22 protein-coding genes and 2 pseudogenes are annotated in these 26609 nt (G+C 61.5%); 10 read left to right on the top strand and 14 right to left on the bottom strand.

What is annotated here, in order from left to right:
* Positions 1 to 284 precede the first annotated feature (284 nt).
* From G7067_RS15260 to G7067_RS09275, 4 genes are all read left to right on the top strand, one after another.
* On the top strand, positions 285 to 1277 hold the full coding sequence (locus G7067_RS15260; protein WP_166323669.1) for an IS1595 family transposase: 993 nt from the start codon (positions 285 to 287) through the stop codon (positions 1275 to 1277).
* 244 nt (positions 1278 to 1521) lie between these two features.
* A complete protein-coding gene (locus G7067_RS09260) occupies positions 1522 to 2088 on the top strand; it encodes a class C sortase (protein WP_244301037.1) in 567 nt (188 codons plus the stop codon).
* Between the two features lie 340 nt (positions 2089 to 2428).
* Positions 2429 to 2878 (top strand): leucine-rich repeat domain-containing protein, encoded by a 450-nt coding sequence (locus tag G7067_RS09270; protein WP_205881117.1) that lies wholly within the window; start codon positions 2429 to 2431, stop codon positions 2876 to 2878.
* A gap of 98 nt (positions 2879 to 2976) precedes the next feature.
* Complete coding sequence (locus G7067_RS09275; RefSeq protein WP_166323675.1) at positions 2977 to 3681, top strand: hypothetical protein; 705 nt, start codon at positions 2977 to 2979, stop codon at positions 3679 to 3681.
* Between the two features lie 231 nt (positions 3682 to 3912).
* Here the strand turns inward: G7067_RS09275 and dxs are convergent, their stop codons facing one another.
* Together dxs and G7067_RS09285 are read right to left on the bottom strand one after the other, a co-directional pair.
* The gene (gene dxs, locus G7067_RS09280) at positions 3913 to 5826 is read right to left on the bottom strand and encodes a 1-deoxy-D-xylulose-5-phosphate synthase (RefSeq protein ID WP_166323677.1); all 1914 of its coding nucleotides are present in this window, start codon (positions 5824 to 5826) and stop codon (positions 3913 to 3915) included.
* An 87-nt stretch (positions 5827 to 5913) separates the two neighbouring features.
* Positions 5914 to 6108 carry a hypothetical protein gene (locus G7067_RS09285; RefSeq protein ID WP_166323679.1) on the bottom strand — a complete coding sequence of 65 codons (195 nt, stop codon included), beginning with the start codon at positions 6106 to 6108 and terminating at the stop codon, positions 5914 to 5916.
* Between the two features lie 192 nt (positions 6109 to 6300).
* Here G7067_RS09285 and G7067_RS09290 point away from each other — a divergent pair, with 192 nt between their 5' ends.
* Complete coding sequence (locus G7067_RS09290) at positions 6301 to 7383, top strand: IS30 family transposase (RefSeq protein WP_166323681.1); 1083 nt, start codon at positions 6301 to 6303, stop codon at positions 7381 to 7383.
* Here the strand turns inward: G7067_RS09290 and G7067_RS09295 are convergent.
* The 5 genes from G7067_RS09295 to dut all read right to left on the bottom strand — a co-directional run bounded on the left by G7067_RS09295 (position 7362) and on the right by dut (position 13182).
* Positions 7362 to 7796 (bottom strand): hypothetical protein, encoded by a 435-nt coding sequence (locus G7067_RS09295; protein ID WP_166323683.1) that lies wholly within the window; start codon positions 7794 to 7796, stop codon positions 7362 to 7364. The genes G7067_RS09290 and G7067_RS09295 overlap by 22 nt on opposite strands.
* Positions 7797 to 8368: 572 nt before the next feature.
* Positions 8369 to 11056 (bottom strand): aconitate hydratase AcnA, encoded by a 2688-nt coding sequence (gene acnA / locus G7067_RS09300; RefSeq protein ID WP_166323685.1) that lies wholly within the window; start codon positions 11054 to 11056, stop codon positions 8369 to 8371.
* Positions 11057 to 11159: 103 nt separating this feature from the next.
* On the bottom strand, positions 11160 to 11963 hold the full coding sequence (locus tag G7067_RS09305) for a DUF3159 domain-containing protein (protein WP_244301038.1): 804 nt from the start codon (positions 11961 to 11963) through the stop codon (positions 11160 to 11162).
* Positions 11960 to 12691: a DUF3710 domain-containing protein gene (locus tag G7067_RS09310; protein ID WP_166323687.1), complete on the bottom strand. Its 732-nt coding sequence runs from the start codon at positions 12689 to 12691 to the stop codon at positions 11960 to 11962. Before G7067_RS09310 ends, G7067_RS09305 begins: the two co-directional genes overlap by 4 nt.
* A gap of 53 nt (positions 12692 to 12744) precedes the next feature.
* Entirely contained in the window at positions 12745 to 13182 is a 438-nt protein-coding gene (gene dut, locus G7067_RS09315; protein ID WP_166323689.1) for a dUTP diphosphatase, read from the bottom strand.
* Between the two features lie 66 nt (positions 13183 to 13248).
* Between dut and G7067_RS09320 the strand changes: the two genes are divergently transcribed.
* Positions 13249 to 13716: a DUF3093 domain-containing protein gene (locus G7067_RS09320; protein ID WP_166323691.1), complete on the top strand. Its 468-nt coding sequence runs from the start codon at positions 13249 to 13251 to the stop codon at positions 13714 to 13716.
* Between the two features lie 231 nt (positions 13717 to 13947).
* Here the strand turns inward: G7067_RS09320 and G7067_RS09325 are convergent, their stop codons facing one another.
* Positions 13948 to 14238, bottom strand: a complete 291-nt coding sequence (locus G7067_RS09325; protein ID WP_166323693.1) for a DUF4193 domain-containing protein — start codon at positions 14236 to 14238, stop codon at positions 13948 to 13950.
* 211 nt (positions 14239 to 14449) lie between these two features.
* On the opposite strand from G7067_RS09325, the gene sepH reads away from it, so the two are divergent.
* Complete coding sequence (gene sepH / locus G7067_RS09330; protein ID WP_166323695.1) at positions 14450 to 15706, top strand: septation protein SepH; 1257 nt, start codon at positions 14450 to 14452, stop codon at positions 15704 to 15706.
* Here the strand turns inward: sepH and G7067_RS14310 are convergent, their stop codons facing one another.
* Both G7067_RS14310 and G7067_RS14315 read right to left on the bottom strand, forming a co-directional pair.
* Positions 15707 to 16318, bottom strand: coding sequence for an alkaline phosphatase family protein (locus G7067_RS14310; protein ID WP_244301039.1), 612 nt, complete (start codon positions 16316 to 16318; stop codon positions 15707 to 15709).
* On the bottom strand, positions 16282 to 16941 hold the full coding sequence (locus G7067_RS14315; RefSeq protein WP_244301040.1) for an alkaline phosphatase family protein: 660 nt from the start codon (positions 16939 to 16941) through the stop codon (positions 16282 to 16284). Before G7067_RS14315 ends, G7067_RS14310 begins: the two co-directional genes overlap by 37 nt.
* A 123-nt stretch (positions 16942 to 17064) precedes the next feature.
* Here G7067_RS14315 and G7067_RS09340 point away from each other — a divergent pair.
* Positions 17065 to 19441, top strand: a pseudogene (locus G7067_RS09340) (DNA gyrase/topoisomerase IV subunit A).
* A gap of 148 nt (positions 19442 to 19589) precedes the next feature.
* On the opposite strand, the gene G7067_RS09345 reads toward G7067_RS09340, so the two are convergent.
* Together G7067_RS09345 and G7067_RS09350 are read right to left on the bottom strand one after the other, a co-directional pair.
* On the bottom strand, positions 19590 to 19874 hold the full coding sequence (locus tag G7067_RS09345) for a GIY-YIG nuclease family protein (RefSeq protein WP_166323697.1): 285 nt from the start codon (positions 19872 to 19874) through the stop codon (positions 19590 to 19592).
* Positions 19875 to 19989: 115 nt separating this feature from the next.
* Positions 19990 to 22024: pseudogene (locus G7067_RS09350) on the bottom strand (DNA gyrase/topoisomerase IV subunit B).
* Positions 22025 to 22328: 304 nt separating this feature from the next.
* Between G7067_RS09350 and G7067_RS09355 the strand changes: the two are divergent.
* Positions 22329 to 22556, top strand: a complete 228-nt coding sequence (locus tag G7067_RS09355; RefSeq protein ID WP_166323712.1) for a DUF7455 domain-containing protein — start codon at positions 22329 to 22331, stop codon at positions 22554 to 22556.
* Positions 22557 to 22624: 68 nt separating this feature from the next.
* On the opposite strand, the gene G7067_RS09360 is transcribed toward G7067_RS09355, so the two are convergent.
* Together G7067_RS09360 and G7067_RS09365 are read right to left on the bottom strand one after the other, a co-directional pair.
* Positions 22625 to 23890, bottom strand: coding sequence for an RNA polymerase sigma factor (locus G7067_RS09360; protein WP_166323714.1), 1266 nt, complete (start codon positions 23888 to 23890; stop codon positions 22625 to 22627).
* A 176-nt stretch (positions 23891 to 24066) separates the two neighbouring features.
* On the bottom strand, positions 24067 to 25005 hold the full coding sequence (locus tag G7067_RS09365) for a proteasome assembly chaperone family protein (RefSeq protein WP_205881118.1): 939 nt from the start codon (positions 25003 to 25005) through the stop codon (positions 24067 to 24069).
* A 206-nt stretch (positions 25006 to 25211) separates the two neighbouring features.
* Here G7067_RS09365 and lpdA point away from each other — a divergent pair, with 206 nt between their 5' ends.
* Positions 25212 to 26585, top strand: a complete 1374-nt coding sequence (gene lpdA, locus G7067_RS09370; RefSeq protein ID WP_166323716.1) for a dihydrolipoyl dehydrogenase — start codon at positions 25212 to 25214, stop codon at positions 26583 to 26585.
* The last annotated feature ends 24 nt before the right edge of the window (positions 26586 to 26609 follow it).

Raw genomic sequence — 26609 nt, forward strand, 5'->3', positions numbered from 1 at the left:
CCGGCGAGTCCAGGGTCGGAGCCACAAGACAGACGAATCCAGCTTGAATGAAGTAAAGCAATAGAGATTCGGGCCAAGACATTTGGCGTGCGACAAAATTTTACATAGCAAAAATTCGAAGCGCGAACTTGCGCGCATAGAACGGTTTTTTTACGGCACAGACTCTGGCCAGCCAACAAATTTGGTCATCTAAGTGGATAGCAAAGCGATTTTTTCACGGCCTTGAGGCTTCTAAGATCGATACCACAAGGCAATGGAGGGGGTCCCGCTTTGTGGAAAAAATCATGTTACCCGATGTAGTCGGACTCGTCGCGAGTCGAGACTACCCAACGGATACGACCGAGTTGCAATCGTGGTTCGGTACCGATGAATCATGCCTTGACTACCTGGAATGGCTGCGCTGGCCAAGCGGTTTTCTGCGCCCCCGTTGTGGTGAAGACTCGGCAGCACGTGAGGGCGGGCGGTACCGCTGCCGCTGTTGTCGTAAGCGTGTGTCCGTCACCTCGGGGACGGTCTTTGACAAGACTCGTATCCCCCTCTCAGTGTGGTTTGAAGTCGTGTGGCTTGTCGCGTCAAGCAGGGAGGGAGTATCGGCGTCTTCTCTGCACCGTGATCTCCCAATCGCGTCTTATCAGACGGCTTGGGCGATGCTCGGGAAACTCCGGCGGATCATGCCCGCTGCAGCTGCCGAGCCCTTAACCGGTCGCGTTGAAGTTGGGGTGATCGCTCTTGGTCGGCTGCAACCCGGCACCGTCGCTCCTGGAACCGGCCCTGAGACGCATATCGCTTGTGCGATTGAACTCGACCCGCAAGGGCGCGGAAGGGTGCGTCTTGCGTTGCTCTCTAACCGGACAGCGGCCCCGCTGCGTGACTTTGTGGAGGCAAACGTGGCCTTGGGATCCACGATTATTTCACGTAGCCGCCGGATGTTCACACGCGCCATCGAGGGCTACCGCCACGTCGGACCCCCAGCTTGGCCGCGCGGAAATCCCGCCACAAGATCTGCTGTTCAGCGAGTCTTTATGCTGCTACGGCGAATGCTCTCCGGGACGTATCGTAATGCTGGAAGCGTCGAACACTTGATGGAGTACCTCGACGAGTTTGTCTTCCGCTTCAACCTTCGGAACTGCCGCGATCGTGGCCTCGTCTTTATGTGGCTTCTTCGTTGTGCGGTGCGCAGTGAGCCCACCACCTATCGTGAACTTGTTCAGGAGGGAAGCGATGAGTCTGAAGATGTCCAGGCGCCCATTGTGCACCCGTGGCGCCAAGATAGATAGCTCTCGCGGGCACCAAAATGGATAGATTTCATACCTTTTCACCTTGTTCAGGGGCCAGTCTCATCACGATTTGCCCCCATCTGTCCCCCTTCTCCTGCATCGTGCCGCTCCCGTGTGGGTATGTGCTGAAAGGCGAGACGGCGCGTGCCCCTCACTGATCCGGCGACTTCGGGCACCTAAGTAGATAGAACCCACCGACCAGGCCGACTATTACTCGCAGCTTCGGATCGGCCCAGACGAGCCGATGGCCTGGATTGAAGTACCCAAGATCAATACCAAGCTGCCGATCCTGCACGGTACCAATGATGAGACCCTCGACTGGAATGCCGGGCACCTCTATGGTTCGTCATTGCCGGTGGGTGGCGAGTCAACACACTCGATTATCGTCGCGCACTCGGGTCGCCCCAATGCCCGCCTCTTCACTGACCTCATTAAGTTGAAGACCGGCGATGTTTTTGTCACGCAGACCTTGGGTGAACGCATGTACTACCAGGTTGACAACATCGAAGTGGTCGAGACCGTATATTTTGGTGATGCGCTGAAGCCTGTCGAAGGCAAAGACTATGCCACCCTCATGACCTGCACTCCAACCGGGATCAATTCGCATCGTCTGCTGATCAGAGGCGAGCGGATTCCAAACCCCGAGGAGGACGGCTCGAAGGACCTCGCCACCATCGCTCCGGGCCCGGGTTCTCCATGGTGGGCATTGGCTGTGCTTGGTGCCCCAACCGCCGCCTGGCTTCTGCTGGGTGCTGTTGATGGTCGTCAAATCCGGCGACTGGTTGATTCAGAGCCGAAGGAGACCCTGTGAACCCGAGAAGACTGGCCGTGAAGACCTTTTGCGCGGTCGCGGGTGGCGTGCTGACTGCCGTCGCACTGACCGCCCCTGCGATTGCCTCTCCGCAGGATGGGACGTTGCCGGCCACCGAGGCACTCTCCGAAGGCGGGACCGAGGCGCCGGTTGAGAACCCGCTTCTGCCGCCAGCGCCAGCGCCGGTCCCGTTCGCTGCGAATGAGTACACGATCGGCGGGCCGAGCGCCGCGTGCACGATTGGCACTGACGCGACGGGGATCATCACGGTCACCGACGCAGGAAATGGCCTGCTGGATCTTGGCTTTGATATTGGGAAGGTTCCGGCCCCTGGGAGGCTGTGCACATTCCCACTGAGATCGTCGAAGGCTGCAGCAATACGATTCGTCAGATCGTGTTCACGGGCGGGGCTAACGTCACTGAGATGTCGGTAGGAATCAACGCCTTCTTCCAGAACGACGCCGCCAATACGCTCGTTTCCGTGGTATTTCCCGAGGGACTCACCTCCCTTGATATCTTCGAACAGGCCTTTTACCAGTACGCGTCCAACGAGGACAACACGCTGCGCGATATCGTATTTCCAAGCTCGCTGAAGAGTTTGAACATTCGGGCGGGGGCTTTCTCGCAGGGTCGACGCGTCTATTCCACGGGTGACAATGCCCTCGCTTCAGTCACCTTCCCAGAGGGGCTTGAAACCCTGGCGATTGGCGATCACGCGTTTTACCAGATCGGGGCCTGCTTCAGAGTGAGGATAACGCCCTGCGTGAGATCAACTTCCCGTCGACGCTGAAGGAGCTTTCGGTCGGGTATCGCACCTTTTCACAGTGGGCACCCGGCGGCGGAAAGAACGCGCTTGAACGGATCGACTTTCCAGAGGGTCTGCTCTCGTTGTCGGTCGGCGTTGACGGCTTTTACCAGTCAAACAACAGCGAGAACAGACTTGCCTGGGTCACTCTCCCATCGACACTGCAAGAACTCCGGCTCGCGCGAGGTGCCTTCCTTTCTCGTTCGCTCCCGGTTGTCGTTGAGATTCGTACAGGCGCGCCTCCGGGCGACGGTGCAAACTCGATCACCCTGGGAAACGGAATCATTGCCGAAAACGGACACCTCTTCTGGTATGGCGCAACGTCACAGACCGATACGGTTTGGGCTTCGGAGCTTTCCCCCGGGTCGTTTGACTACGACATTACCGGGTACAGAGAGCTCAAACTCGAACTTGATGGAGGCACGATCGCGGAGATGAATGGATCTTCGCAGCGGTTTGCGTATCCCGAAGGCGAAGGACATCGCGCATCCTTCGCGGGGGTGCCCGAATACACGGGCATCTCCCCCGCGTATCCATTTGGTCGCCACTGGTTGATCCTGCCCGAGCCGATCCGCGCAGACCACGAGTTCTTGGGTTGGTGCCCGTCACCGCCCGTCGCGGCCACCTGCCAAGACGCGTCAGGCCAGGCCGTCGTTACGCTGAGGTCAGGCCAAGAGTTTGACCTCGTTGACACCCAGGGCTTCCTAACGTGCTCTACGCCGTTTGGGAAGGCGAGCCGGCAGCACCGACGGATCCGAACCCGCCGACGACACCACCCGATGCCGTGACGCGCCCGGACGGCGAACTTGCTGCAACAGGAACGGACGGTCGTTTGGCGCTCATTTCTGTACCCCTCATACTTACCGCAGCGCTCTTGCTCCTGGGGAGGCGGGCGCGGCGGTCCTAAATGTGGTTGCCCGTGAAGCGACTTCCCCCAACCGGATTCACGGGCAACCGCTTAAGTTCCGCCCGTCGCACCTGAGCACTCTGGTAGTGCATCGCCGGGTGGACGGTGGTCGCTACTCGGGGCGGGCGATCGGGATCCTGGTCCCGCGCACCTGCTCGATGACGTCTGCTGCGATCTGTTCGGCGGTGAGGCCCGCATCATGCAGTAGCTCGGCCCGTGATGCGTGATCCGGGAACTCGTCGGGAGTGCCACGCTCGCTCACGGCAGTATCGACACCGGCGTCACGGATGGCCTGTCGGATCCGGGTACCAACACCCCCAACGCGAATGCCGTCTTCGATGCTGATGAGCAGGCGGTGATCCCGAGCAATATCGGTCACCGATGGTGCGATCGGCACCACCCAGCGCGGATCGATCACGGTCGAGGTGATGCCCTGCTGCGCAAGAATCTCAGCGGCATCGAGCGCGACGCGCGACATTGGCCCTACGGCGACGAAAAGCACGTCGCGTACTCCCCCGCTCGCGGTGTCTTCGCGCAGCACATCAACGCCGTCACTGGTTCGGCGGAGCGCGGGCACTTCCGCGCCTACGGCACCTTTCGGGTAACGCACGACGGTGGGACCATCATTAATGCCAACAGCCTCTGCGAGAAGCTCGCGGAGCGTTGGTTCGTCGCGCGGAGACGCAATCCTGATGCCTGGCACCACTTGGAGCGTCGCGAGATCCCACACCCCGTTGTGGCTTGCGCCATCGGGGCCCGTGATGCCGGCACGGTCGAGAACAAAGGTGACACCCGCGTGGTGCAGGGCAACGTCCATCAGTAGCTGGTCGAAGGCGCGGTTCATGAACGTCGCATATACCGCTACAACCGGGTGGAGTCCACCGTAGGCCAGGCCCGCGGCGCTGGTGACCGCGTGCTGTTCAGCGATCCCGACGTCGTAAACGCGATCCGGAAACTTCTCCGCCATCGCGTCAAGCCCGGTCGGCGCAAGCATGGCAGCGGTGATCGCGACCACGTGTTCGTTCGTTTCCGCGATGCGAACGATCTCTTCACGAAAGACTGAGGTCCAGCTGGCATCGCCACCGGTTTCGAGTGCTGCACCGCTTCCCGGGTCGAACTGGCCGATCGCGTGAAACTGGTCAGCGACATCGTTTTCTGCGGGCGCGTAGCCGCGTCCCTTTTCGGTGATCACGTGCACCAGAGTTGGCTGGCCGTAGTCCTTGGCTTGGTGCAGGGCAAGCTCGATCGCACCAAGATCGTGCCCGTGCACGGGGCCGATGTACTTGATATCAAGGTTGCTGTAGAGATCCTGATTGTCTGAGGCGCGACTTACGAAGCCACGCATGGCACCGCGGGCCGAGCGGTATACGGTTTGCCCCAGCGTCCCGAAGCGAGAAAAGAGTCGCTCGCTACCTTCCTGCAGGTCGCGGTAGCTGCCGGTGACACGCACCGAGTTCAAGAACCGGGCCATGCCCCCGATCGTCGGGGCATACGAGCGGCCGTTGTCGTTCACCACGATGACGAGATTCCGGTCGTTATCGTCGGTGATGTTGTTGAGTGCTTCCCAAGTCATACCGCCCGTGAGTGCGCCGTCACCGACGACGGCGACGACGAAACGATCTTGCTGGCCCGTGCGCATAAAAGCTTTGGAGATGCCGTCGGCCCAGCTCAGTGAGCTCGAGGCGTGCGAACTTTCGACGATGTCGTGCTCTGACTCAGCGCGGCGCGGATAGCCTGAGAGTCCTCCGCGCTGACGGAGCATAGAAAAGTCGCGGCGGCCTGTCAGCAGCTTGTGAACGTAACTCTGATGGCCAGTATCAAAGACGATCGGGTCGCGCGGCGATTCAAAGACGCGGTGAAGAGCAATGGTGAGTTCAACGACGCCAAGATTCGGGCCGAGGTGACCTCCGGTCTTTGCGACCTCTGCGATCAAGAACTCGCGGATCTCCGCCGCGAGCTGTTTGCACTCTTCGTTACTCAGACGGTCAAGGTCGCGTGGCCCTTGAATCTGCTCCAGGATCGACAACCGAAACCTTCCCTCGAACTGCGCTGCGAGAGCAACGGGTACCCCACAAGCTTAGTGCCGGGAGGGCACGCGACACGCATCCGACAGTTAGCGGCTGGTGAAACGACCGCTGACAGATTTGGAACTCAGCTCGTTGCGTCGCACCTTCTTGAGGCTCTGTCGTTCGCGGCGAACCTCTTTCACCGTCTCGTCAAAACTCTGATGCAGCTTGGCTTCGCGCTTTTGCTGACGTTTAGCAACGATTTCCGGGGCAAGCCTGTAGGGCATTGGCGTGAACGTCATTTCCGATCAGCCCCTCTCACCGTAAATCTCTTCCTGATAGCGTACATCCTCTGGCTCCAGATTGACTCAGCCCCGAGTTCTGTTCTGAAGTGCAACACCCCCGACTCCCGCGGATGACCCCCGGGAAATAAAGCGGGAGTGCGACACTTGATCGGTAATCATCACACCACTGATCAAGAAAGCCACACTCCCGTGAATACACAATACCGTCACCTCACCCTGGAAGAACGTATCGAGATCGAGAAGAAACACGATCTTGGCTTTTCCTGCCGCGCCATCGCGAAACACCTCGGACGGAGCCCCTCAACAATCTCCCGCGAGACGCGCCGTAACAGTTGGCGGCCCTCCCGCGAGAATGCCTCCTACACCCCCTACCGTGACCCAGCCCTCCACGGCGACGAACTCACCCCCACCCAGTATCGGGCAGCTCGCACGCAGAAGAAAGCATGCGAGCGCGCCAAGCGCTCACACCAGCCCACCCGCCTCACCACGCCGAAAGCGATCACCTACGTCGAGAACAAACTCAAGGGCGGATGGACCCCGGAAATGGTGGCCGGACGAGTCAGAATCGATTTCCCCGACGACCCCCAAATGTGGGCTTGCCCAGAAACGATCTACCGCTTCGTCTACGCACCCAAGAACCGGGATCGCAGACTCGCCGAGTACCTCCCCCGCGGACATAAGAAACGCCGCAAACACCACGGACGTAAGGTCCACTCCTCGAAGATCCCGAACCGTGTCTCAATCCACCACCGCCCACCCGAGGTGAACGAACGGGCGACATTTGGGGATTGGGAAGGCGACAGCGTTGTGGGGGTACGCAGCGTTGGCGGCGGCGTGCATACCGAGGTCGAACGACAAACCCGCATGATGTTCGCCACGAAAGTCGACACGCTCACCTCACGCGATGGCGTTGATGCGCAGAAACGGATCTTCGCTTCGCTGCCTCCAGGAGCCCGTCGCTCGACGACGATGGACAACGGCACCGAGATGCATCTCCACACCGAACTCGTCACCGAGCTGGGCATGAAAACCTATTTCGCGGACCCCTACTCGTCGTGGCAGCGAGGCACGAACGAACACCACAACGGCAGGCTACGCCGCACCTATCCGAAGGGGACCGACTTCAGTCAGGTCAGCGAAGAAGAACTCCAATCAGTGATCGCCGAGATCAACAACCAGCCCCGCAAAAACCTCGCTTGGCTGACACCGTATGAAGCGTTCCAAGAGCAGCTAGACTCGTTGCGAACCGGTCAGTGTTGCACTTCAGAATAAAATTCGGGAGCTTGATCGCGATTCCCGGGATCAGCCGCAAAGAAGAATGCCGCAAGCACATCAGCGATTGGAGTTAGATTAGCCTCATCGGATTCCGAAAGGGCAATCTCGGCATTGGTATCGATTGAGATGACACCATACAGGGCGTCGCCTCGCGACACAGCCGCTTGTGCGTAGCTCGTGTAATCGTGCCCACGAACGTCTGATTTGCTCGTTGACTCGATGGAGCCGTTGAGTAACTCCATCATTCCGTCAAAAGCTTCATTGCCCTGAGCGTGTGTGCTCGGCCGGTGGCTTCGACCCCGACTCACTAGAGGTCGCAACTGAACGCCGTGCTCTTCATCCTGCCCAAGCTCGTAGAACGTGATTCGGTAACCAAGCTTCGCCGGATACGCACTATTGACGAGGTTCATGATCGTCTCATGCAGAAGACGGTTCCTGAGACTGATTCGTTGCGCGAGGGACCCCTGTCCACTCAGTGGCAACTGCGGAACCAAGTTCGACACAATTCTCAGACAGACCCTTTCACGCGCGTCTTGCTGATCTAGACCCTTCTGAACGTGTTCACGGCAATAGGCACGGATTCCTAGCGGCACCGTTCCGACAAGGATTATGCAGATCCCAATCACGAGCCAGAACCAGTCAATGTCCTTGCCGATGTGAGTGGATATGAACAGGCCTCCGACCACGGGGAAGACCCAGGGGGCAACTTCCATGAAGAAGTAACGGCGGGAAATGAATCCGATCAAGCCCCACCACGCCACACGAAGTCCAGACGATAAGCCCCACAGTAAACCTCGATGTTGTCGCCTGGTCATAGAGAGGAGTTTAGCCCCGGGGTGAGACATTCCTCCGTTCTCAGCCATCGCGCACTCGCTGTCGCCCCGGTCGCGGCTGTCTCTGTGCCAGTACGTGGACACGACACAAAGACCCTTCCCGCCAGAGGTGTGCTGACGGGAAGGGCCCCTGTGGAACGCGCAACCGCCTACACGAGCGAGCGCAGCACGTACTGGAGAATACCGCCGTTGCGGTAGTAATCCGCTTCACCCGGAGTGTCGATGCGTACGACGGCGTCGAACTCAACGACCGAGCCATCGTCCTTCGTTGCCTTGACCGCCACCGTCTTCGGGGTCTTGCCCTCGTTGAGCACGGTCACGCCTGAAATATCAAAGGTTTCGGTGCCGTCGAGGCCGAGCGAATCGGCGCTTTGGCCCTCGGGGAACTGCAGCGGCAGCACGCCCATACCGATGAGGTTGGAGCGGTGGATCCGCTCGAAGCTCTCGGTGATCACGGCCTTGACACCGAGCAGGCTCGTTCCCTTGGCTGCCCAGTCGCGCGAGGATCCCGAACCGTATTCCTTGCCACCGAGCACGACAAGCGGAACACCGGCTGCCTGGTAATTCTGCGCGGCATCGTAGATGTACGACTTGGGGCCGCCTTCGAGGGTGAAGTCGCGGGTGAAGCCACCCTCAACACCAGCACCGTTGTTCTCGCCTGCGAGCAGCTGGTTCCGCAAGCGGATGTTCGCAAAGGTGCCGCGGATCATGACCTCGTGATTCCCGCGGCGCGAGCCGTAGGTGTTGAAGTCCTTGACCGCGATTCCGTTCTCGATGAGGTAGCGCCCAGCGGGCGTTTCGGCCCGGAAGCTGCCTGCGGGGCTGATGTGGTCGGTGGTCACCGAGTCACCGAGCTTCGCGAGGACGCGCGCACCCGAGATATCGGTAACGGGCGACGGCTCAAGCTGCATGCCTTCGAAGTAGGGTGCCTTGCGCACGTACGTTGATTTTTCGTCCCACGCGAAGGTGTTGCCATCGGGTGTGGGCAGCGAGGTCCAGTGCTCATCGCCGTCAAACACGGTGGCGTACTTCGAAATGAACATGCCGGAGTCGATCGAGTCGTCAGCGATCTTCTGCACCTCGGTCGCGTTCGGCCAGATATCGCGCAGGAAGACATCGTTGCCGTCGTGATCCTGACCCAGCGACTCGGTCTCGAAATCGAAGTCCATCGTGCCGGCAAGCGAGTACGCGATCACGAGCGGCGGGCTCGCGAGGTAGTTCATCTTGATGTCCGGGTTGATGCGGCCCTCGAAGTTTCGGTTGCCCGAGAGCACCGCGGTGACAGCGAGATCGTTGTCGTTGACCGCCTGCGAGATCTCCTCGTTCAGCGGACCCGAATTGCCGATGCAGGTGACACAGCCGTACCCGACGGTGTAGAAGCCGAGCTTTTCAAGGTCGGCGTTCAGGCCCGACTTCTCGTAGTAGTCGGTCACGACCTTGGAACCCGGAGCCAGCGTCGTCTTCACCCACGGCTTCGCCTTCAGACCCTTAGCGACCGCGTTGCGAGCGAGCACGCCAGCAGCCAGCATCACCGAAGGGTTCGAGGTGTTGGTGCAGGAGGTGATCGAAGCGAGAGTGACCGCGCCGTGATCCAGCTCGAACTCGCGCCCCTGCTGATCCTTCACCTTGGCCGGGTTGGCGGCCTGGGCGTAGTTCTGCAGATCCTTTTCGAACTGGGTCTTTGCGCTTGTCAGCTCGATGCGGTCCTGCGGCCGCTTCGGGCCGGCGATCGATGATACGACCGTGGAGAGATCAAGCTCAAGGTACTCGCTGAATTCGGGCTCGCGGGAGGGATCGTGCCACATGCCCTGGGCCTGCGTGTACGCCTTGACGAGCTCGATCTGCTCCTCTGGGCGACCCGTGAGGCGCATGTAGTCGAGAGTCACGTCGTCGACCGGGAACATCGCGGCGGTCGAACCGAACTCCGGGCTCATGTTGCCGATCGTGGCACGGTTTGCGAGCGGCACGGAGCCGACACCCTCGCCATAGAACTCGACGAACTTGCCGACAACACCGTGCTTGCGCAGCATCTGCGTGATCGTGAGCACGACATCGGTAGCAGTGACACCGGCGGGGATCTGGCCCGAGAGCTTGAAGCCGACGACACGCGGGATCAGCATCGAGATGGGCTGGCCGAGCATCGCGGCCTCGGCCTCGATGCCACCGACGCCCCAGCCGAGCACGCCGAGACCGTTCTCCATCGTCGTGTGCGAGTCGGTGCCGACGCAGGTGTCCGGGTATGCCTGCAACACCCCGTCGACGTTGCGCGTGAAGGTGACGCGCGCCAGGTACTCGATGTTGACCTGGTGCACGATCCCGGTGCCCGGTGGGACCACCTTGAACTCGTCAAAGGCACCCTGACCCCACCGCAGGAACTGGTAGCGTTCGCCGTTGCGCTGGTACTCGATTTCAACGTTGCGCGCGGCAGCATCGGATGTACCGTACACATCGGAGATCACCGAGTGGTCAATGACCATCTCTGCGGGAGCCAACGGGTTGATTTGCTCGGGGCTGCCACCGAGGTCGACGACGGCCTCGCGCATGGTGGCGAGATCGACAACGCAGGGCACGCCCGTGAAGTCCTGCATGATGACGCGTGCGGGGGTGAACTGGATCTCCGTGTCGGGCTCGGCTGCGGGATCCCAGTTGCCAAGGGCCTCGATGTGCTGCTTCGTGACGTTTGCGCCGTCTTCAGTGCGCAGCAGGTTCTCCAGGAGCACCTTCAGGCTGTAGGGAAGCCGCGCGGCGCCGGGCACCTGATCGATTGCGTAGATCTCGTAGTTCTTCTCACCAACGGCGAGGTTGCGCTTGGCGCCGAAGCTGTTGACCGCTCCCATGAGGCTCCTCCATAGTCATTCGATATCCCCTGACCGGCAATCCCGATCACGTAAAGTGTCTCGATGTCAAGATAAGTCTACACCGGTTCGCGGGGTTCGGTGGTCAGGCGGGAGATGAGTCTTCGCCGGCGTCCTCGGCGGCTTCAGGATCAGAATCATCCGATGATTGGCTCGCGCGATTCAACACCATCCAGGTGAAGATGATGACCAGCGCGAAGAGCGGAAGCCCCATTACGAGGCGCGCGATCCCGAGCGCATCGATCGCGCTGTTGTCACCAGGCGGAGCCGCCTCGGACGCAAAAAACAGTGGCAGTTGGACCGCGAGACGCGCGACAAACAGGCCCAGCCACAGAAAGGTGAGACCGAATGCGATGCGGCGAAGCTGGCGGTCACCACGCCAGCCGGTCAGATCCTGCCGGAACGCGCCCAGCGCAAAACCGAGCAACGGCCAACCGACAATGATGGAGAGAAGAAGCCCGGCACTCCAGGCGCCGTTCGTCCAGAAACCGGGAATGTAATACCCACTCCCCTTGCCCGTGATCAGTGTCGCCGCCACCGCAATCGCAACGCCGATGGCGCCAGAAAAGGCCGACATTGCTGACTCGCGGCGAAACAAGCGCACGGCGACTGCGATAACGGCGAGCGCTGCGGGCGCAATGACAGACGCCTTCTCATCTCTGGTAAACGCAAACACCACGAGAAAGAGCATGCCGGGGACGAGAGTTTCTAAGATCCCGCGCCACCCGCCAATCGCCTCGAGCACGCCCCGACGCGACAGCGCCTCGCCGCCGAGGCCCGCGCTGACGGCGCGACCCATGCCTCCGCCGAAGGAAAACGTGGCGGACGGCTCGGCCGCGTCGTCAGGATCCGGCACGGAACCGGAATCCCGATCCAAGTTCTCGGTCACGCCTGCTGGACCGGGTCTTGCCCGCCTGCCGCGCCGGGCTGGTTGCCGGTTTGCACGCCCGCGGGAACCTTGAGCGGGATCAATTCACTCGGTGGCATCGGCTGGTCGCCCCGGACAACGACAAGCTCGCGGAACAGCTCGATAGTGTCGGCGCGCTTCGCCTCATCGCTCGCGGCTTTGCCCATGATCACACCGCGGAGCATCCAGCGCGGACCGTCAACCGCGATAAACCGGACGACGCTTTCGCCGCCCCCCTGGCCCGCCGGAGCTTGGCTACGCACCAGCAACTCAGTGCCGAGCGGACCCTGCTCCTCTGAAACCTTAGCTCCCTGCGCGGTCATCTGCTGCGTCAACTCGGCACGCACCTGACCCCACAGCCCCGTGGTCTTCGGGGCAGCAAAGGCCTGCACCTGCAACACGGAACCCGCATAGTCGAGCGACACGGCAACCACCCGACTGGTGCGTTCCTCAACCTCAAGGCGAAGCTGCAGACCCTCGCGCGGGGCTACCTTGATACCGCCGAGATCGACATACGGCCGCATCGCCGGAACCTCAGCGACATCAAACGGGCCTTCCGTTTCACGGTCAGCAGGCGCAGACTTTGCGTCGTCAATCTCAGGTTCCGAGGATTCGCCCTCGCGGACCTCAACGTCGGTCGATCCCGAATCGACGACCTCTTCGCCGGCCTGGGTGTCTTCGTGTTCGGTGTTCTTATCCTCGGTGCTCATGAGCCCTGGAATCTCCTTGTTCGCGCCCTGGGTGGGCGACCTCTAGATGAAGCTTAGTTTTTGATGCCGGTGGAACCGAATCCACCCGCCCCGCGGTCGCTCTCAGAGAGCTCGCTCACCGGCACAAACACGGCGCGCGAGACCGGCATGATGATCATCTGCGCGATCCGATCCCCAGCTTCGATCTCAAAGCTCTGTTCCAGATCGGTGTTGAGCAGGGTGACCTTGATCTCACCGCGGTAGCCCGCATCCACCGTGCCGGGGGAATTCAGGACGGTGATGCCATGCTTCGCCGCAAGCCCACTCCGCGGCACCACAAACGCCGCGTAGCCGTCGGGCAGCGCGATCGACACGCCGGTCCCGACCAGCGCGCGCTCACCGGGACCGATGCTGACCGCAGCAGATGCCCGCAGGTCGGCTCCGGCATCCCCCGTGTGCGCGTAACTCGGCGGGGTGTCAGCTTGGATTGGGATCTCTACAACATCACTCACCACGCCAGGTTACCGGATCGAGCGGAGCTGGGAAGCTCGATGCGCTCGGAGAGGGATAATGGGGACATGACGATTGCCTCGGACATGCTGCCCTACCGCGAACGACTCATCCCAGGTCCCGGCCTCTTCACCGCACTTCTGCTTGTGGTGCCCGGAGTGTCGCTGGTGATGCTGCCGATTGCCTCGGAACTTGCCGTGCCCGTGGCCGTGGTCATCTATGCGTTGCTCGTCGGGACCTTCCTGCTGCTCAGTCCAAGCCTTCGAGTTGAGGGTGGGCGACTCACCGCGGGGCGGGCCAGTATCCCCGTCGATCAACTCGGCAGTGTTGAGCTGTTAGGCGTTGAGGCGCTGCGCCTCGCGATCGGGCCCGGGAACGATGCGCGCAACTTTCTGCTCGTGCGGGGCTGGATTCATCGCGGGGTGAGGATCGAGAACATCGACCCGGCCGACCCCGCGCCGTACTGGGTGTTGACGACCCGCCACCCCGAAAAACTCGCCCGCTCAATCGAGGCGGCGCGCTCCAACGCGGGTTGAGGGAACCCACACCGCCGGTTGAGCGAACGAGGTGAGTCGAAACCAACGAAACCATCGAGCCTGTCTGATTTCGACTCGGCAAGCCTCGCTCAATCGGCGGGGGTCGCTAGCCTGAGCATTCCCGACGCAGTGGCGTCGGCGCCGAATGTGTTAAAACGCTGACGCGCGTTTTAGCCTGAACATACCTGGCGTGGTGACGCCAGCGCGGAATGCGCTAAAACACGATGTGTTTTAGCCTGAGCATTCCGCGCAAACCGGCCCCAGGTCAGACTGGTGATCCATCTGTGAGCGGTGGCGCACGAGGAAGCAGCTCACACAGGTGAACTCGTCATCCTGCTGAGGCAAGACAACAACGTCGAGCTCGATGTCTGAAAGGTCTGAACCTCCGAGGTCAAAGCTCGGGTTGTCCGCGTCTTCGGAATCGATCGCGGAGGCACCCTTTGCTGGACCACGCTCCTTCAGAGCCTCGATCGACTCGGCTTCTTCCTCGGACTTGCGCGGGGCGTCGTAATCGGTGGCCATTCTCTCCTGCATTCCCGTGCCCCTGTGGGCACATCAACCTGCGAGCGGCCATAGTCTGCCCTACGTTGCCACTCCGACGCAAACTCTGTTCCTGAGATTTCTCTCAGCGCGAAGATCTGAAGCCCCATTTTCCACACGCGCCCGCTTCAATGCGGGTATATCTGACAGTTATGTGACAATCTAGGTCGCGAGTTGTGAAGGGATGCCGCCAATGGACGAATTGCGCTTTGTGCGACGCGAAGACCTGGCACTGATCGTTGCGAATGAGGCGGATGAAGAATTTCGCCTGATCGTCGACGATGCCGTGCTGAGCGAGCTCAGGCATCTGAGTAAGCGTGATCGCGACGCTCTGCGGGTGAAGCCACGCGAGATCCAAGCATTGATCCGGGCCGGGAAGAGCCGTGCCGAGGTGGCTGAACTCACCGAACTCGATGAAGCCGATATTGAGCGTTACGAGGAACCGGTGTTGGCTGAACGCCGCTACATCCTTGAGCTTGCACAGGATGTTCCCGTGCGCACAGAGGCAAGTGGCGACGCGGATCAGCGATTCGGCACCGTCATTTCCGAGCGCCTCATCGGGCTTGGCTCTGAGGCGAGTGAGTGGAGCTCTTGGCGAGACGAAGAGTCTGGCTGGATGATCAGCCTCGACTTCGTTGCCCATGATGTTGCCCACCGTGCGGTCTGGGCCTTCGCCCATCGCAAGGGCACGCTCTCCCCGATCAACCCGGACGCCGTCACCCTCTCGAAACAGGGTGAGGTTGGGGATCGGCTGATCCCGAAGCTTCGCGCAGTCGATAGCACCGAGAAAGTGAATCGCTTCGATTCGGGCGCTTTCGACCACACTGAGCTGGCACTGGATCCTGCATCCGCGCCCACGAGTGCGGCGCGGCCGGCGGTCGATGATGCCTCGGTTGAAAGCTCAGCGGAGCTCCGTGACCATGAGGAAGCTCCTGACACGCTGGCACCATCGCTCGCGGATCCCAACGCCGAGTATGAGCGACGCCGCGAGATTGATCAGCGAGCGATTAAGACCGATGACCTGCAACAGGTGGACCTCAGCCAGACTGCGGATCTGCTTGACGCGCTTCGGAAACGCCGCGGTGAGCGAGAGCAGCATGCACGCAGCAGCGAAGCGAGTACTCACCCCGCTGGTGCAGGCGACCCGGAAAATGCAAGCGATCAGGCTACACCGAACGCACCAGCGGTTCGAGAGGTTCCAGATGGCTCGGGGGCTGCCGGTGATCAGGCAGCGCCGCGGAGCATTTGGGGCGCCTCAGGTGTGACAGGTGGCGCACGGCCAGGCAATTCGCCGACCATTGCCCCTGTTCCCGCCGCGGCTGCAGTCCCGAAGGATGACACGGAGCCCGCGACCAAGCCCGAGCAGAGCACCGGCCGCAAGGGTCGCGCTTCGATCCCAAGCTGGGACGACATCCTCTTTGGCACCCGAAGCGACGAGGATCCGGCTTAGCTAGGCTCCAGCTATCCGTGTGCGAGCCACCTCAGCAACGGCACCCACAAAACCGCTCCCCGCAAGGGCGCCAGCGAGGATCAGCGGCACGCCCCGCTCATCTTCACTGAGGGAACCGTGCTGTCCGATCATGGCGAGCGCACTGGGGCTGTCGTCGCTTCGGTAGTAAGCCACGAGTTTGCGAGCTGCGATGATGACATCGCCGAGTCGCGCCGCAACCGCATCATCGACCGGACCAAAAATTCCCGAGGCGATCGCCTCCTCGCGCGTAGCAACCCAGGCACGCTTGGCCTCAGCCTGTTCCCAGGCAGCGGCAACGGCGGCGGGATCCGCGCCGTCCCGGAGATAGAGCGAACGGAAGCGCGGCTCTCCCCCGATCTCAATGACGTCTCGCAAAAGCTCGGGGCGAGCGTCGAGCATGATCTGTTGGTGCGAGGCGACATCGACCACGCCGTGATCGGCAGTGATAATCACGCCGACGTCACCGGGGAGCCCGCGCAGGAAACCGTCGAGCGCGGCATCGAACTGTTCGAGGCGACGAACCCAAGCATCACTCTGCCAGCCAGACTCGTGGGCTACCTTGTCGAGCTCGTCAACGTAGAGATACGCCAATACCGGCTCCGCACCCGCACAAGCGCTGAGGCCGCCGCAAAGCGATCTTCGATCCGCTGCCCAGGAACATAGTCAGCGCCCGTGAGAATCGCGCCTGTGAGCCCGCCAGTGGCGTGTGAGGGGCGACCGAGGGTGAACGGACGCGCACCTATTTCACGTGCGAGTGCAAACAGCGGTGTGGCACGCTGCCAGGCCCGGTGATCCGCGATCCCGTCCCAACCCTTGAGCGTCGATACCAGGCCGAGTTCTGGGTGGCGGATCTGGTAGCCGATGAGGCCGTGCTCGCCGGGGAGGCGTCCGGTGGTGAGGGTGGTGAGCGCTGCCCCCGTGGTCGAGGGCGTCACCGTTTCAATGCGCCGCTGCGGTAACCTCGCGAGCGTCGGGGCGTGACCGATGCGGCCCTTGAGGTTCGAATACCCCAACCCGTCGACCACGATCAACACGAGCGAGCGGACGCCGGGAAGTTCCTCCAGGGCAAACGGGGTGGCGGGGATCCGGGCCCCACCGAGTGCCGCATCGAGCGTCGCTTCGGGATCGCCACCGAGCCCTCGAGAAAGAGCCGCAAGTCCGCTTGGCAGAATCGCGGCAAGCCTCGCGCCGTTGTCGGTGGCAATCGGTAGCATAAGCACCATTATGACCGAAGCCCCCAGTGCCTCCTCAGAGAACCCCGAGTTGAAGGTGAACTCACTCGCGCCGTCCACGAAGCGGCCGGCGAACGCATTGAAGACATCGACATCTCTGCCGAGATGGAAGGATCCTTCCTCGAATACGCGTACTCGGTGATCTACTCACGAGCGTTGCCTGACGCTCGTGACGGCCTGAAGCCCGTGCAGCGCAGGATCCTGTACATGATGCAGGACATGGGATTGCGGCCCGAGAAGGCCCACGTGAAGTCGGCCCGTGTGGTCGGCGAAGTGATGGGCAAACTTCACCCGCACGGCGACTCGTCAATTTACGATGCGCTCGTGCGTTTGGCGCAAGGCTTTGCGATGCGCCTCCCGCTCGTTGACGGCCACGGCAACTTTGGCTCCCTCGACGACGGCCCTGCAGCCTCCCGGTATACCGAGGCGCGCCTCGCCGGTGCGGCCCTTGCGATGACCGAATCGCTCGACGAAGATGTCGTCGATTTTGTGCCGAACTACGACAACCAAATCATGCAGCCCGATGTGCTGCCCTCCGCCGTACCCAACTTGCTCGTCAACGGCGCGAGCGGCATCGCGGTGGGCATGGCGACGAACCTTGCCCGCACAACCTGATCGAGGTTGTGGAGGGCGCAAAGCACCTGCTGTATCACCCAGACGCGACCGTGGACGAACTGATGGAGTTCATTCCGGGGCCGGATCTTCCAGGTGGCGGCACCATCGTCGGGCTTGACGGCGTGAAAGACGCCTATCGCAGCGGACGGGGCGCATTTCGCACCCGTGCGAAAGTGTCTGTTGAGCAGCTGAGCCCGCGCCGCACCGGGCTCGTTGTGACGGAGCTTCCCTATCTTGTCGGCCCCGAGCGGGTCATCGAGAAGGTGAAGCAGGGCGTCGAGGCGAAGAAGCTTTCGGGCATCTCCGATATCGCCGACTTGACAGACCGCAAGAACGGGCTGCGGCTCGTCGTCACCCTAAAGACGGGCTTCTCTCCAGAGGCCGTTCTCGAGCAGCTGTATCGTTACACGCCTCTCGAGGACTCCTTCAGTATCAATTCGGTCGCACTCGTCAATGGGCAGCCGCAAACACTCGGGCTGCGCGAGATGCTGCGCGTGTTCCTCGACCACCGCATCTCGGTGATCACACGTCGTTGCGAATTCCGGCTAAAGAAGCGCCGTGAGCGTTTGCACTTGGTGGAGGGTCTGCTGATCGCGATCCTCGACATCGACGAGGTCATTCAGCTGATTCGCACGAGCGACGACGCCGAGACCGCACGCACCCGCCTGATGCAGGTCTTTGACCTCTCAGAGGTGCAGGCGGAGTACATTCTTGAGCTGCGGCTACGGCGCCTCACGAAGTTCTCGCGCGTTGAGCTTGAGAGTGAGCGCGATGAACTGCAGCGTGAGATCGAAGCGCTGCTCGAGATCCTGGGCAGTAAGGAGAAACTGCGCGGGGTCGTTGCCTCCGAGTTGGACCAGGCTGCCGAGTCATTTGGCACGCCGCGCCGCACGGTGCTCACCGGGGCAGTGATCCGACCCACGCGCGCCGCCGCGGGCTCGGAGGCGCTGCAGGTCGCGGATTCGCCGTGTACGGTATTGCTTTCTGTGACCGGTCGCGCGTTGCGGGTGGATCGGGATCCCGACGCGCCCGAGCCGCTGCGTGGGGCTTCGCGCGCCACGAAACACGGGGCACTGCTTGCCGCGGTTGATGGAACGGTGCGGGGGGAACTCGGCGCGGTGCTTTCAGACGGCACGCTGCACAGGTTCACCCCCGTCGATCTGCCGCTGGTGCCCGCCGCGAGTATCGCATTCTCGGCCGGCGTGAAGCTCGCCGAGTACATCGGAGTCACCGACAAGAAGCTGCGTGTCGTCGGCATCGTGCCCCTCGACACCGAGACGCCGATCGGCCTGTTCACGCGGCAGGGCACCGTCAAACGTGTGGTGCTCACGGACCTCCCCGCAAGGCCGGAGTTCGAGGTCATCGGATTGAAATCGGATGATCTGCTCGTAGCGGCGTTCCCAGCCCCCGACAATAGCGAGTTTGCCGTGGTCGCAAGCGATGCGCAGCTGCTGCGTTTCCCGGCCGCGTCCGTTCGGCCTCAGGGCCGACCGGCGGGCGGCATGGCAGGGATGAAACTCGGATCCGAAGCGCGGGTCGTCTTCGCCACGGCGGTGCCGGAGGGGACCGAAGCGCGAGTTGTCACTGTCGCTGACAGCTCGATCACGCTACCGGGCACGGACGTGGCGACCGCGAAGGTGTCAGACTGGGCTGAGTTCCCCGCGAAGGGCCGCGCCACGGGCGGGGTACGTGCTCAGCGCTTCCTGAAGTGGGAGGATCAGATCGCGTGTGCCTGGGTGGGCACGGGTGAGCCCGGGCCCTCGCTGCCGACGGCGCCGCCCGGAAGCTCCCCACTGAACTTGGCAAGCGCGACGGATCCGGCCAACCCATCGACGGCGCCGCCGCGTTCGTTGGCCTCGCGCCCTAGCCCAGCCTCCCGCCGGAGCGAGGCCGTCCCTCCCGCCGGTTGAGCTAGCGTAGCGAGTCGAAACCAAGTACCCCTCTCGACCGCCAATTGAGCGAGGCTGTCCCACCCCGCCGGTTGAGCGAGGCCGTAGGCCGAGTCGAAACCACAGCTACTCTTTTCGAGTCCTAGCGCTCCACCCTTTCAATGCGGCCGGGCCTTCCTCAATGAGTATCTTACGTTTGTTGTGGGACCAGCCCTGGATCCGTTTCTCAAGTTGGGACGCTTCATCGATACGATCAGACTCGTGGTTCCAGACGAGTTCGACGGGCAGCCGACGCTTGGTGTACTCGGCCCCGTGTCCCGATGAGTGCTGCGAGAGTCGAAGTTTTAGGTTTCGGGTACTGCCAACGTAAAAGCTTCCGTCAACGCATCGCAGGATGTACGTATGAGGCATGCGGGAATCCTACAGAACCGCGATTGTTGGTTGTCAAGAAGGTTCTTGGGTTTCGACTCGGCTAGCGCCTCGCTCAACCGGCGTGAGGGGCGCCTCGCTCAAGCGTCAGTGGTGTCTACGCGTCAATACGCTCGCGATCCAGGTCGTCAGCGTTGTCGATGATGAACTCCTTGCGCGGGGCAACCTCGTTACCCATGAGCAGCTCAAACATCTGAGCTGCCGCGTGCGCATCCTCGAGACGGACACGGCGCAGAGCACGATGCTCACGGTCCATCGTGGTTTCGGCGAGCTGATCCGCATCCATCTCCCCCAGGCCCTTATAGCGCTGGATCGGTTCCTGATACTTCTTACCGCGCTTCTTCAGATCGCTGAGGAGGGTCTGCAACTCCCGCTCGCTGTAGGTGTAGATCACGTCGTTGGGCTTCCGCCCCGCGTTCTGCACAATCACTCGGTGCAGCGGCGGCACGGCGGCGTAGACACGGCCGGCCTCAAGCATCGGGCGCATGTAACGGAAAAACAGCGTCAAGAGCAGCGTCCGAATGTGAGCACCGTCGACGTCGGCGTCGCTCATCAGGATCACCTTGCCGTAGCGCGCAGCATCGATATCGAAGTCGCGGCCTGATCCCGCCCCGATGACCTTGATGATCGCCCCGCACTCTGCGTTGCCAAGCATCTCAGCAACGGAGGCCTTCTGCACGTTCAGGATCTTGCCGCGGATCGGCAACAGCGCCTGGAACTCGCTGTCGCGTGCGGGCCTGGCCGTGCCGAGCGCGCTGTCGCCCTCCACGATGAAGAGTTCGGTGTCGGCAACATCCTTCGAACGGCAGTCGATGAGCTTGGCCGGCAGCGAGGAGCTTTCAAGAGAACTCTTGCGGCGCGCGGTGTCGCGCTGCGCGCGCAGGGCGATCCGGGATTTCATCTCCGAGACCATCTTTTCGAGCAGGGCCGCAGTTTGAGCCTTGTCGGGTTTCTTCGTTGATTCGTAGCGCTCGGTCATGCCCTGCACGATCGCCTTTGACACGATAGAGCGGACGGCAGCGGTGCCGAGCACTTCCTTGGTCTGACCCTCAAACTGCGGCTCGGGCACCCGCACGGAGACCACGGCGGTGAGACCGGTGAGGATGTCGTCTTTATCGGGTTTGTCAGTGCCAGCCTTGAGCTTGCGCGCGTTCGCTTCGATCTGCTTTCGGAAGAACTTCGTGAGGCCCTGCTCAAAGCCGGCGAGGTGGGTGCCGCCCTTGGGTGTGGCAATGATATTGACGAAGCTCTGGATCTCTACGTCGTAGCCGGTCCCCCAGCGCAGCGCGACATCGACCTCGCAGCGCCGCTCGACCTCACGGGAGACGAGACCCCGGAGACCTCGTCCATCACGGGCACGGTCTCGGTGAAGGTGCCGGAATCGATTACCCGCCAGGTGTCGGTGATCGGTGCGTCGACCGCCAAAAAGTCGACAAACTCTGACAGCCCGCCCTCGTATTGGAAACGGTGTACCGGGCTCACGCCTGATTCGTCCTGTGATTCTGGGCGCTCGTCGGTGATTTCGATCGCGAGATTTGGCACGAGGAATGCGGTCTGCCTGGCCCGTGCAATGAGCGAATCGGGTTCAAAACGCGCCGTCGCCAGGAATATCTGCGGATCCGCCCAGTAACGTACGCGGGTACCCGTCACCCCTTCTTCACCTTGCCAACGACACGCAGCTCTGAAGCGTTTTCAAAAGGCGTAAACGGGCTGTCAGGCCCGTCGCCCGAGAACACGCCCGGCTCGCCGTGGCGGAAGGACATGGCCCAGGTCTTGCCATCGCGATCAACCTCGACATCAAGACGGGAGGAAAGAGCGTTGACCACGGAGGCCCCAACACCGTGAAGGCCTCCGGAAGAGGCGTACCCGCCGCCGCCAAACTTGCCGCCGGCGTGCAGCTTCGTGTACACCAGTTCGACACCAGAGAGGCCACTCTTCGGCTCGATGTCCACAGGGACCCCGCGGCCATTGTCCGCCACCGTGACACTGCCGTCAGCGTGCAGGGTGATGCGAATATCATTGCCGTGGCCGGCAAGCGCCTCATCAACCGAGTTGTCAATGATTTCCCACAGGCAGTGCATGAGGCCGCGCGAATCGGTCGTGCCGATATACATGCCGGGGCGCTTGCGCACCGCTTCAAGGCCCTCAAGAACGGTGAGGTGACGAGCCGAGTAATTTGCTCCGGCGTCAGTTGCGCCTGCACTCGGTGATGACGACTTCTTCGATGCCGCTGACTCTGCCACTACGGGAATCTCCTCTTGTTCACTAACCCATTCACTGTATGCCAGACTCCGGACACAGCGGCTTCATGCCCGCGGCGATTGGCAAACCCGCGGGCTTCGCTACGCGTTCAGCGAACCGTGACAAAAAAGCAGCTTCTTCCGTGGCCGGACGTGCTTTGATAGAACCACCTGCAACACGAACAGGGAGGTTACCATGACAACGCTCGAGCAAGATCGCACCAACACTATTGAGGCAGCGGATCGCCCCATGAGCGGACTCGACCGCTGCGATAGCTGCGGTGCACAGGCCTACGTTCGTGCCGTGCTGAACGGAAGTGAGCTCTTGTTTTGCGCTCACCACGGGAACAAGCACGAAGCCAAGCTCCGCCCGATGGCTGAGGTTTGGTATGACGAAAGCCACAAGCTGACCGCTGCGGTGTAAACCAGCAGCAACGACAAAGGCCCGCTCCCCAGTTCATCTGAGGGGCGGGCCTTCTTCGTGCAAGCGGTCTACTCGAGGTAGTCGCGCAGCTGCTGGCTGCGCGAGGGGTGACGCAACTTCGCCATTGTCTTCGACTCGATCTGGCGGATCCGCTCGCGGGTAACCCCAAACGTGTCACCGATCTGGTCGAGGGTCTTCGGCATGCCGTCGCCGAGACCAAAGCGCATGCGGATCACGCCGGCCTCGCGCTCCGAGAGCGAATCGAGTAGCTGCTCAAGCTGCTGCTGCAACATTGTGAAACCAACCGCATCGGCAGGAACAACCGCCTCGGTGTCCTCGATGAGGTCGCCGAACTCGCTGTCGCCGTCTTCACCGAGCGGAGTGTGCAGCGAGATCGGCTCGCGGCCGTACTTCTGGACCTCGACGACCTTCTCGGGGGTCATGTCGAGCTCGCGGCTGAGCTCTTCCGGCGTGGGTTCCCGCCCGAGATCCTGAAGCATCTGGCGCTGCACGCGTGCAAGCTTGTTGATGACCTCGACCATGTGCACCGGAATGCGAATGGTGCGCGCCTGGTCAGCCATCGCGCGGGTGATGGCCTGGCGGATCCACCAGGTCGCATACGTCGAGAACTTGAAGCCCTTGGTGTAGTCGAACTTCTCGACGGCACGAATCAAACCGAGATTGCCCTCCTGGATCAGATCCAGGAACTGCATCCCGCGGCCGGTGTAGCGCTTCGCGAGAGACACCACGAGACGCAGGTTCGCGCCAAGTAGGTGGCTCTTGGCGCGCTGGCCGTCGCGGGCGACCCACTTGAGCTCGCGTTCAAGCTTCTTCGGCAGACCCTTCTCAGTGCCAAGCTTCTCCTCAGCAAAGAGGCCCGCCTCGATCCGCATCGCGAGTTCCACCTCTTCTGCGGCATTGAGAAGCGCGACCTTGCCGATCTGCTTCAGATAATCCTTCACGGGATCGGCTGTTGCGCCCGGAATGAGTGTCGTGACGGTCGGCACGTCCTCTTCGTCGGAGGCCTTCAGTACGATGGCGCCCGTCGGGAGTGGCTCGTCAGGAGTGGATGGCTTGTCGGATTCAAGGGCCTCGGCGGACTCATCCTCAAGGTCAATGGGTTCTTCTACTACTTCTTCAACCTTCGGCGCGGCCTTGCGAGCGGCTGGCTCCTTCGCCGGTGCCTTCTTCGCTGGTGCTTTCTTGGCGGCCGCCTTTTTGGCGGGCGCCTTCTTCGCGGCTACCGTAGCCGCACCTACGTCTTCGGCCTCGGGAGTTTCGTCCTTGGCCTTTGCAGACGTAGCACGAGCTTTGGTCGTGGATGGAGTTGCCACGCAGTCGCCTCTCTGTTTCAGAATTGCCGCTGTGGTGTCGACCGTCAGGTCAACGAGTGGTCACAGCATGAAAACCCATGTCAAGCTCGGTTTATTCCCGCGGGCGGGAAAGTACACCGAATTGAATGGGTTAAGGCTCCCATTATTGCACGGACTTCGGCGTGTAATGAACGCGGCTACGCGGGTGTGTCGCCCGATTCCCCGTCTGAGGGACTTTGCTGTTGCTCGGCGAGGTAACGCTCGAGCTCAACAACAAGCTGATCTGCCGAGGGGATCGTGCCGTCCTCGCTCATGAGGGGCGAGCGGACAGTCTGATCTTCCATATATACGTCATAACGCTGCTCGAGAGTGCGAACCATCTCAATCGATTCTTCATTTTCTGAGATCTGAGAATCTACCTTCAACTGAAAGGCTTGCGCGGCCTCACGCACCTGATCGGTGGAAAGGATCAGCCCGGTCGCCGCCATGATGCTTTCCAACGAAACGAGAAGAGCTTCCGGATACTCCGTATTTGCGAGGTAGTGCGGAATGAGTAGCGCGAATCCGACCACTTCTTCCCCGAGGTTGTGCAGGCGGTACTCAAGCACGTGCGCGGCGGAGGCGGATAGTTTGGTCGTCGGTCGCCATACCGAGCGAGCCTCGATGAGGTCGTCGCGTGATCCGCTGACGGTGGTGGTCATGGGGCGTGTGTGAGGAACGGGCATCGGAATCGCGTGGGTCCACACCACCGTGGAAACCTCAAACTCGTGCACCAGCAACAGCACCGTGTCGATGAACTGATCCCAGCGGAAATCGGGTTCGTAGCCACTCAACAACAGGAAGGGAGCACCCAGCTCATCGTGGACCAGCGCGAGCGACAACTCTTCCGGGGAGTAGTCGACTAAATGATCCTCATCAAAGGTCAGGATCGGCCGCCGTGCTCGGTAATCGAGCAGCAGATCGGCGTTGAACCGAAGTATCTCCTCGGGCTCATATTGCTGCCAGAAGTATTCCTCCAACTGGGATACTGCGCCACCAGCATCGCTGAGCCCCTGCATGGCTACGAGCAGCGGGATCCCGCGGGGAACGAGAGCACGTCGTTCGGGGTGCTCTGCAGAAAAGATCGAATCGGTCACGAATCCATCTTAGGAAGGCTTCCAGGAGAACGGCACCGATTCGGTCACGCCCGTAGCGAACCCGAGAAACAGACCTCGCCAGCTCCCGGGTGAAGCTGGCCTCAGGTGTAGGCTGAATAACGTGTGTCCGGTTTTGTATCGGCTGTGTCATCCACACCGCACGGACCCGCCTGAATCAACAGCGAACAATCCGAGGGAGATCCCACTTGGCCGAACAGCAGTTTGACGTCGTAGTTTTGGGCGGAGGCAGCGCTGGGTACGCGGCTGCAATCCGCGCAACTCAGCTGGGCTTTAGCGCCGCAGTCATTGAGAAGGACAAACTTGGAGGGACCTGTCTGCACCGGGGATGTGTGCCTACAAAGGCTCTGCTTCACGCTGCGGAGGTTGCCGATGTGGCTCGTGAAGGCGAAGTCTACGGCGTGCTGTCAAGCGTCGCGGGCATCGACATCGCCGGAGTGAACCGCTACCGAGAGAATCTCGTAGCGGGCAAGTTCAAGGGGCTCCAGGGGCTCTTGAAGGCCAACGGGATCACCGTGATCGCGGGATCCGGCAAGCTTGTCGCACCGAACACGGTGCAGGTGGGCGAAGATCGCATCATCGGAAAAAACATTGTGCTCGCAACGGGATCCTTTTCCCGGTCACTGCCGGGGCTCGAGATTGAGGGCCGCGTCATTACGAGCGAGCAGGCCCTTGAACTTCAGGAGATCCCGGATCGCGTCGTGATTCTTGGCGGTGGCGTGATCGGTGTCGAGTTTGCGAGCGTGTGGCGCTCCTTCGGTTCTGAGGTCACAATTGTGGAGGGTCTCCCCCACCTCGCACCCAACGAAGAAGAGTCTGTCTCCAAGCAGCTCGAGCGTGCGTTCCGTAAGCGGAAGATCGATTTCAAGCTCGGCGTGCGTTTCAAGTCTGTGGACCAGGACGCCAACGGCGTCACCGTGCACCTCGAAGACGGTACGTCGATCTCTGCTGACTACCTGCTCGTCGCCGTGGGTCGCGGCCCGGTCACCCAGGGTCTCGGCTACGAAGAGGTCGGCATCAACATGGATCGCGGGTTCGTCCTCACAAACGAACGTCTTGCGACAAACGTTCCCGGTGTCTACGCCGTCGGCGACATCGTCCCCGGCCTGCAGCTTGCGCACCGCGGCTACCAGCAGGGCATCTTCGTCGCAGAAGAGATCGCGGGACTTTCACCCGTGGTCGTTGCCGACGTGAATATTCCGAAGATTACCTACTGCGATCCCGAGATTGCGTCCGTCGGACTCACCGAGGCGAAAGCCAAAGAACTGCACGGCGATGACAACGTCGAAAGCTACGAGTACAACCTGGCAGGCAACGCGAAGAGTTCGATCCTCGGCACCGCCGGCACGGTCAAGGCCGTACGCGTCAAAGACGGGCCCGTGGTTGGTGTGCACATGATCGGCGCTCGCGTTGGCGAGCTCGTCGGTGAGGCACAGCTCATTGTGAACTGGGAAGCGTATCCCGAGGATGTCGCTCCGTTTGTTCACGGCCACCCGACACAGAACGAGACCATTGGCGAGACCATGCTGAAGCTCGCCGGCAAACCCCTGCACGCGATCTAAGCGCTGCACTACAGACGAACAATG

The organism is Leucobacter insecticola, from assembly GCF_011382965.1.
Classification (GTDB): Bacteria; Actinomycetota; Actinomycetes; order Actinomycetales; family Microbacteriaceae; genus Leucobacter; species Leucobacter insecticola.

Coding starts and splice junctions, on each gene's coding strand:
- G7067_RS09325 (WP_166323693.1), bottom strand. CDS start 14,238: ATGGCCACCGATTACGACGCCCCGCGCAAGTCCGAGGAAGAAGCCGAG.
- G7067_RS15260 (WP_166323669.1), top strand. CDS start 285: ATGTTACCCGATGTAGTCGGACTCGTCGCGAGTCGAGACTACCCAACG.
- G7067_RS09260 (WP_244301037.1), top strand. CDS start 1,522: ATGGCCTGGATTGAAGTACCCAAGATCAATACCAAGCTGCCGATCCTG.
- G7067_RS09345 (WP_166323697.1), bottom strand. CDS start 19,874: ATGCCTCATACGTACATCCTGCGATGCGTTGACGGAAGCTTTTACGTT.
- G7067_RS14315 (WP_244301040.1), bottom strand. CDS start 16,941: ATGCTACCGATTGCCACCGACAACGGCGCGAGGCTTGCCGCGATTCTG.
- sepH (WP_166323695.1), top strand. CDS start 14,450: ATGGACGAATTGCGCTTTGTGCGACGCGAAGACCTGGCACTGATCGTT.
- G7067_RS09310 (WP_166323687.1), bottom strand. CDS start 12,691: ATGAGCACCGAGGATAAGAACACCGAACACGAAGACACCCAGGCCGGC.
- G7067_RS09355 (WP_166323712.1), top strand. CDS start 22,329: ATGACAACGCTCGAGCAAGATCGCACCAACACTATTGAGGCAGCGGAT.
- G7067_RS09295 (WP_166323683.1), bottom strand. CDS start 7,796: ATGAACCTCGTCAATAGTGCGTATCCGGCGAAGCTTGGTTACCGAATC.
- G7067_RS09285 (WP_166323679.1), bottom strand. CDS start 6,108: ATGACGTTCACGCCAATGCCCTACAGGCTTGCCCCGGAAATCGTTGCT.
- acnA (WP_166323685.1), bottom strand. CDS start 11,056: ATGGGAGCGGTCAACAGCTTCGGCGCCAAGCGCAACCTCGCCGTTGGT.
- G7067_RS09320 (WP_166323691.1), top strand. CDS start 13,249: ATGACGATTGCCTCGGACATGCTGCCCTACCGCGAACGACTCATCCCA.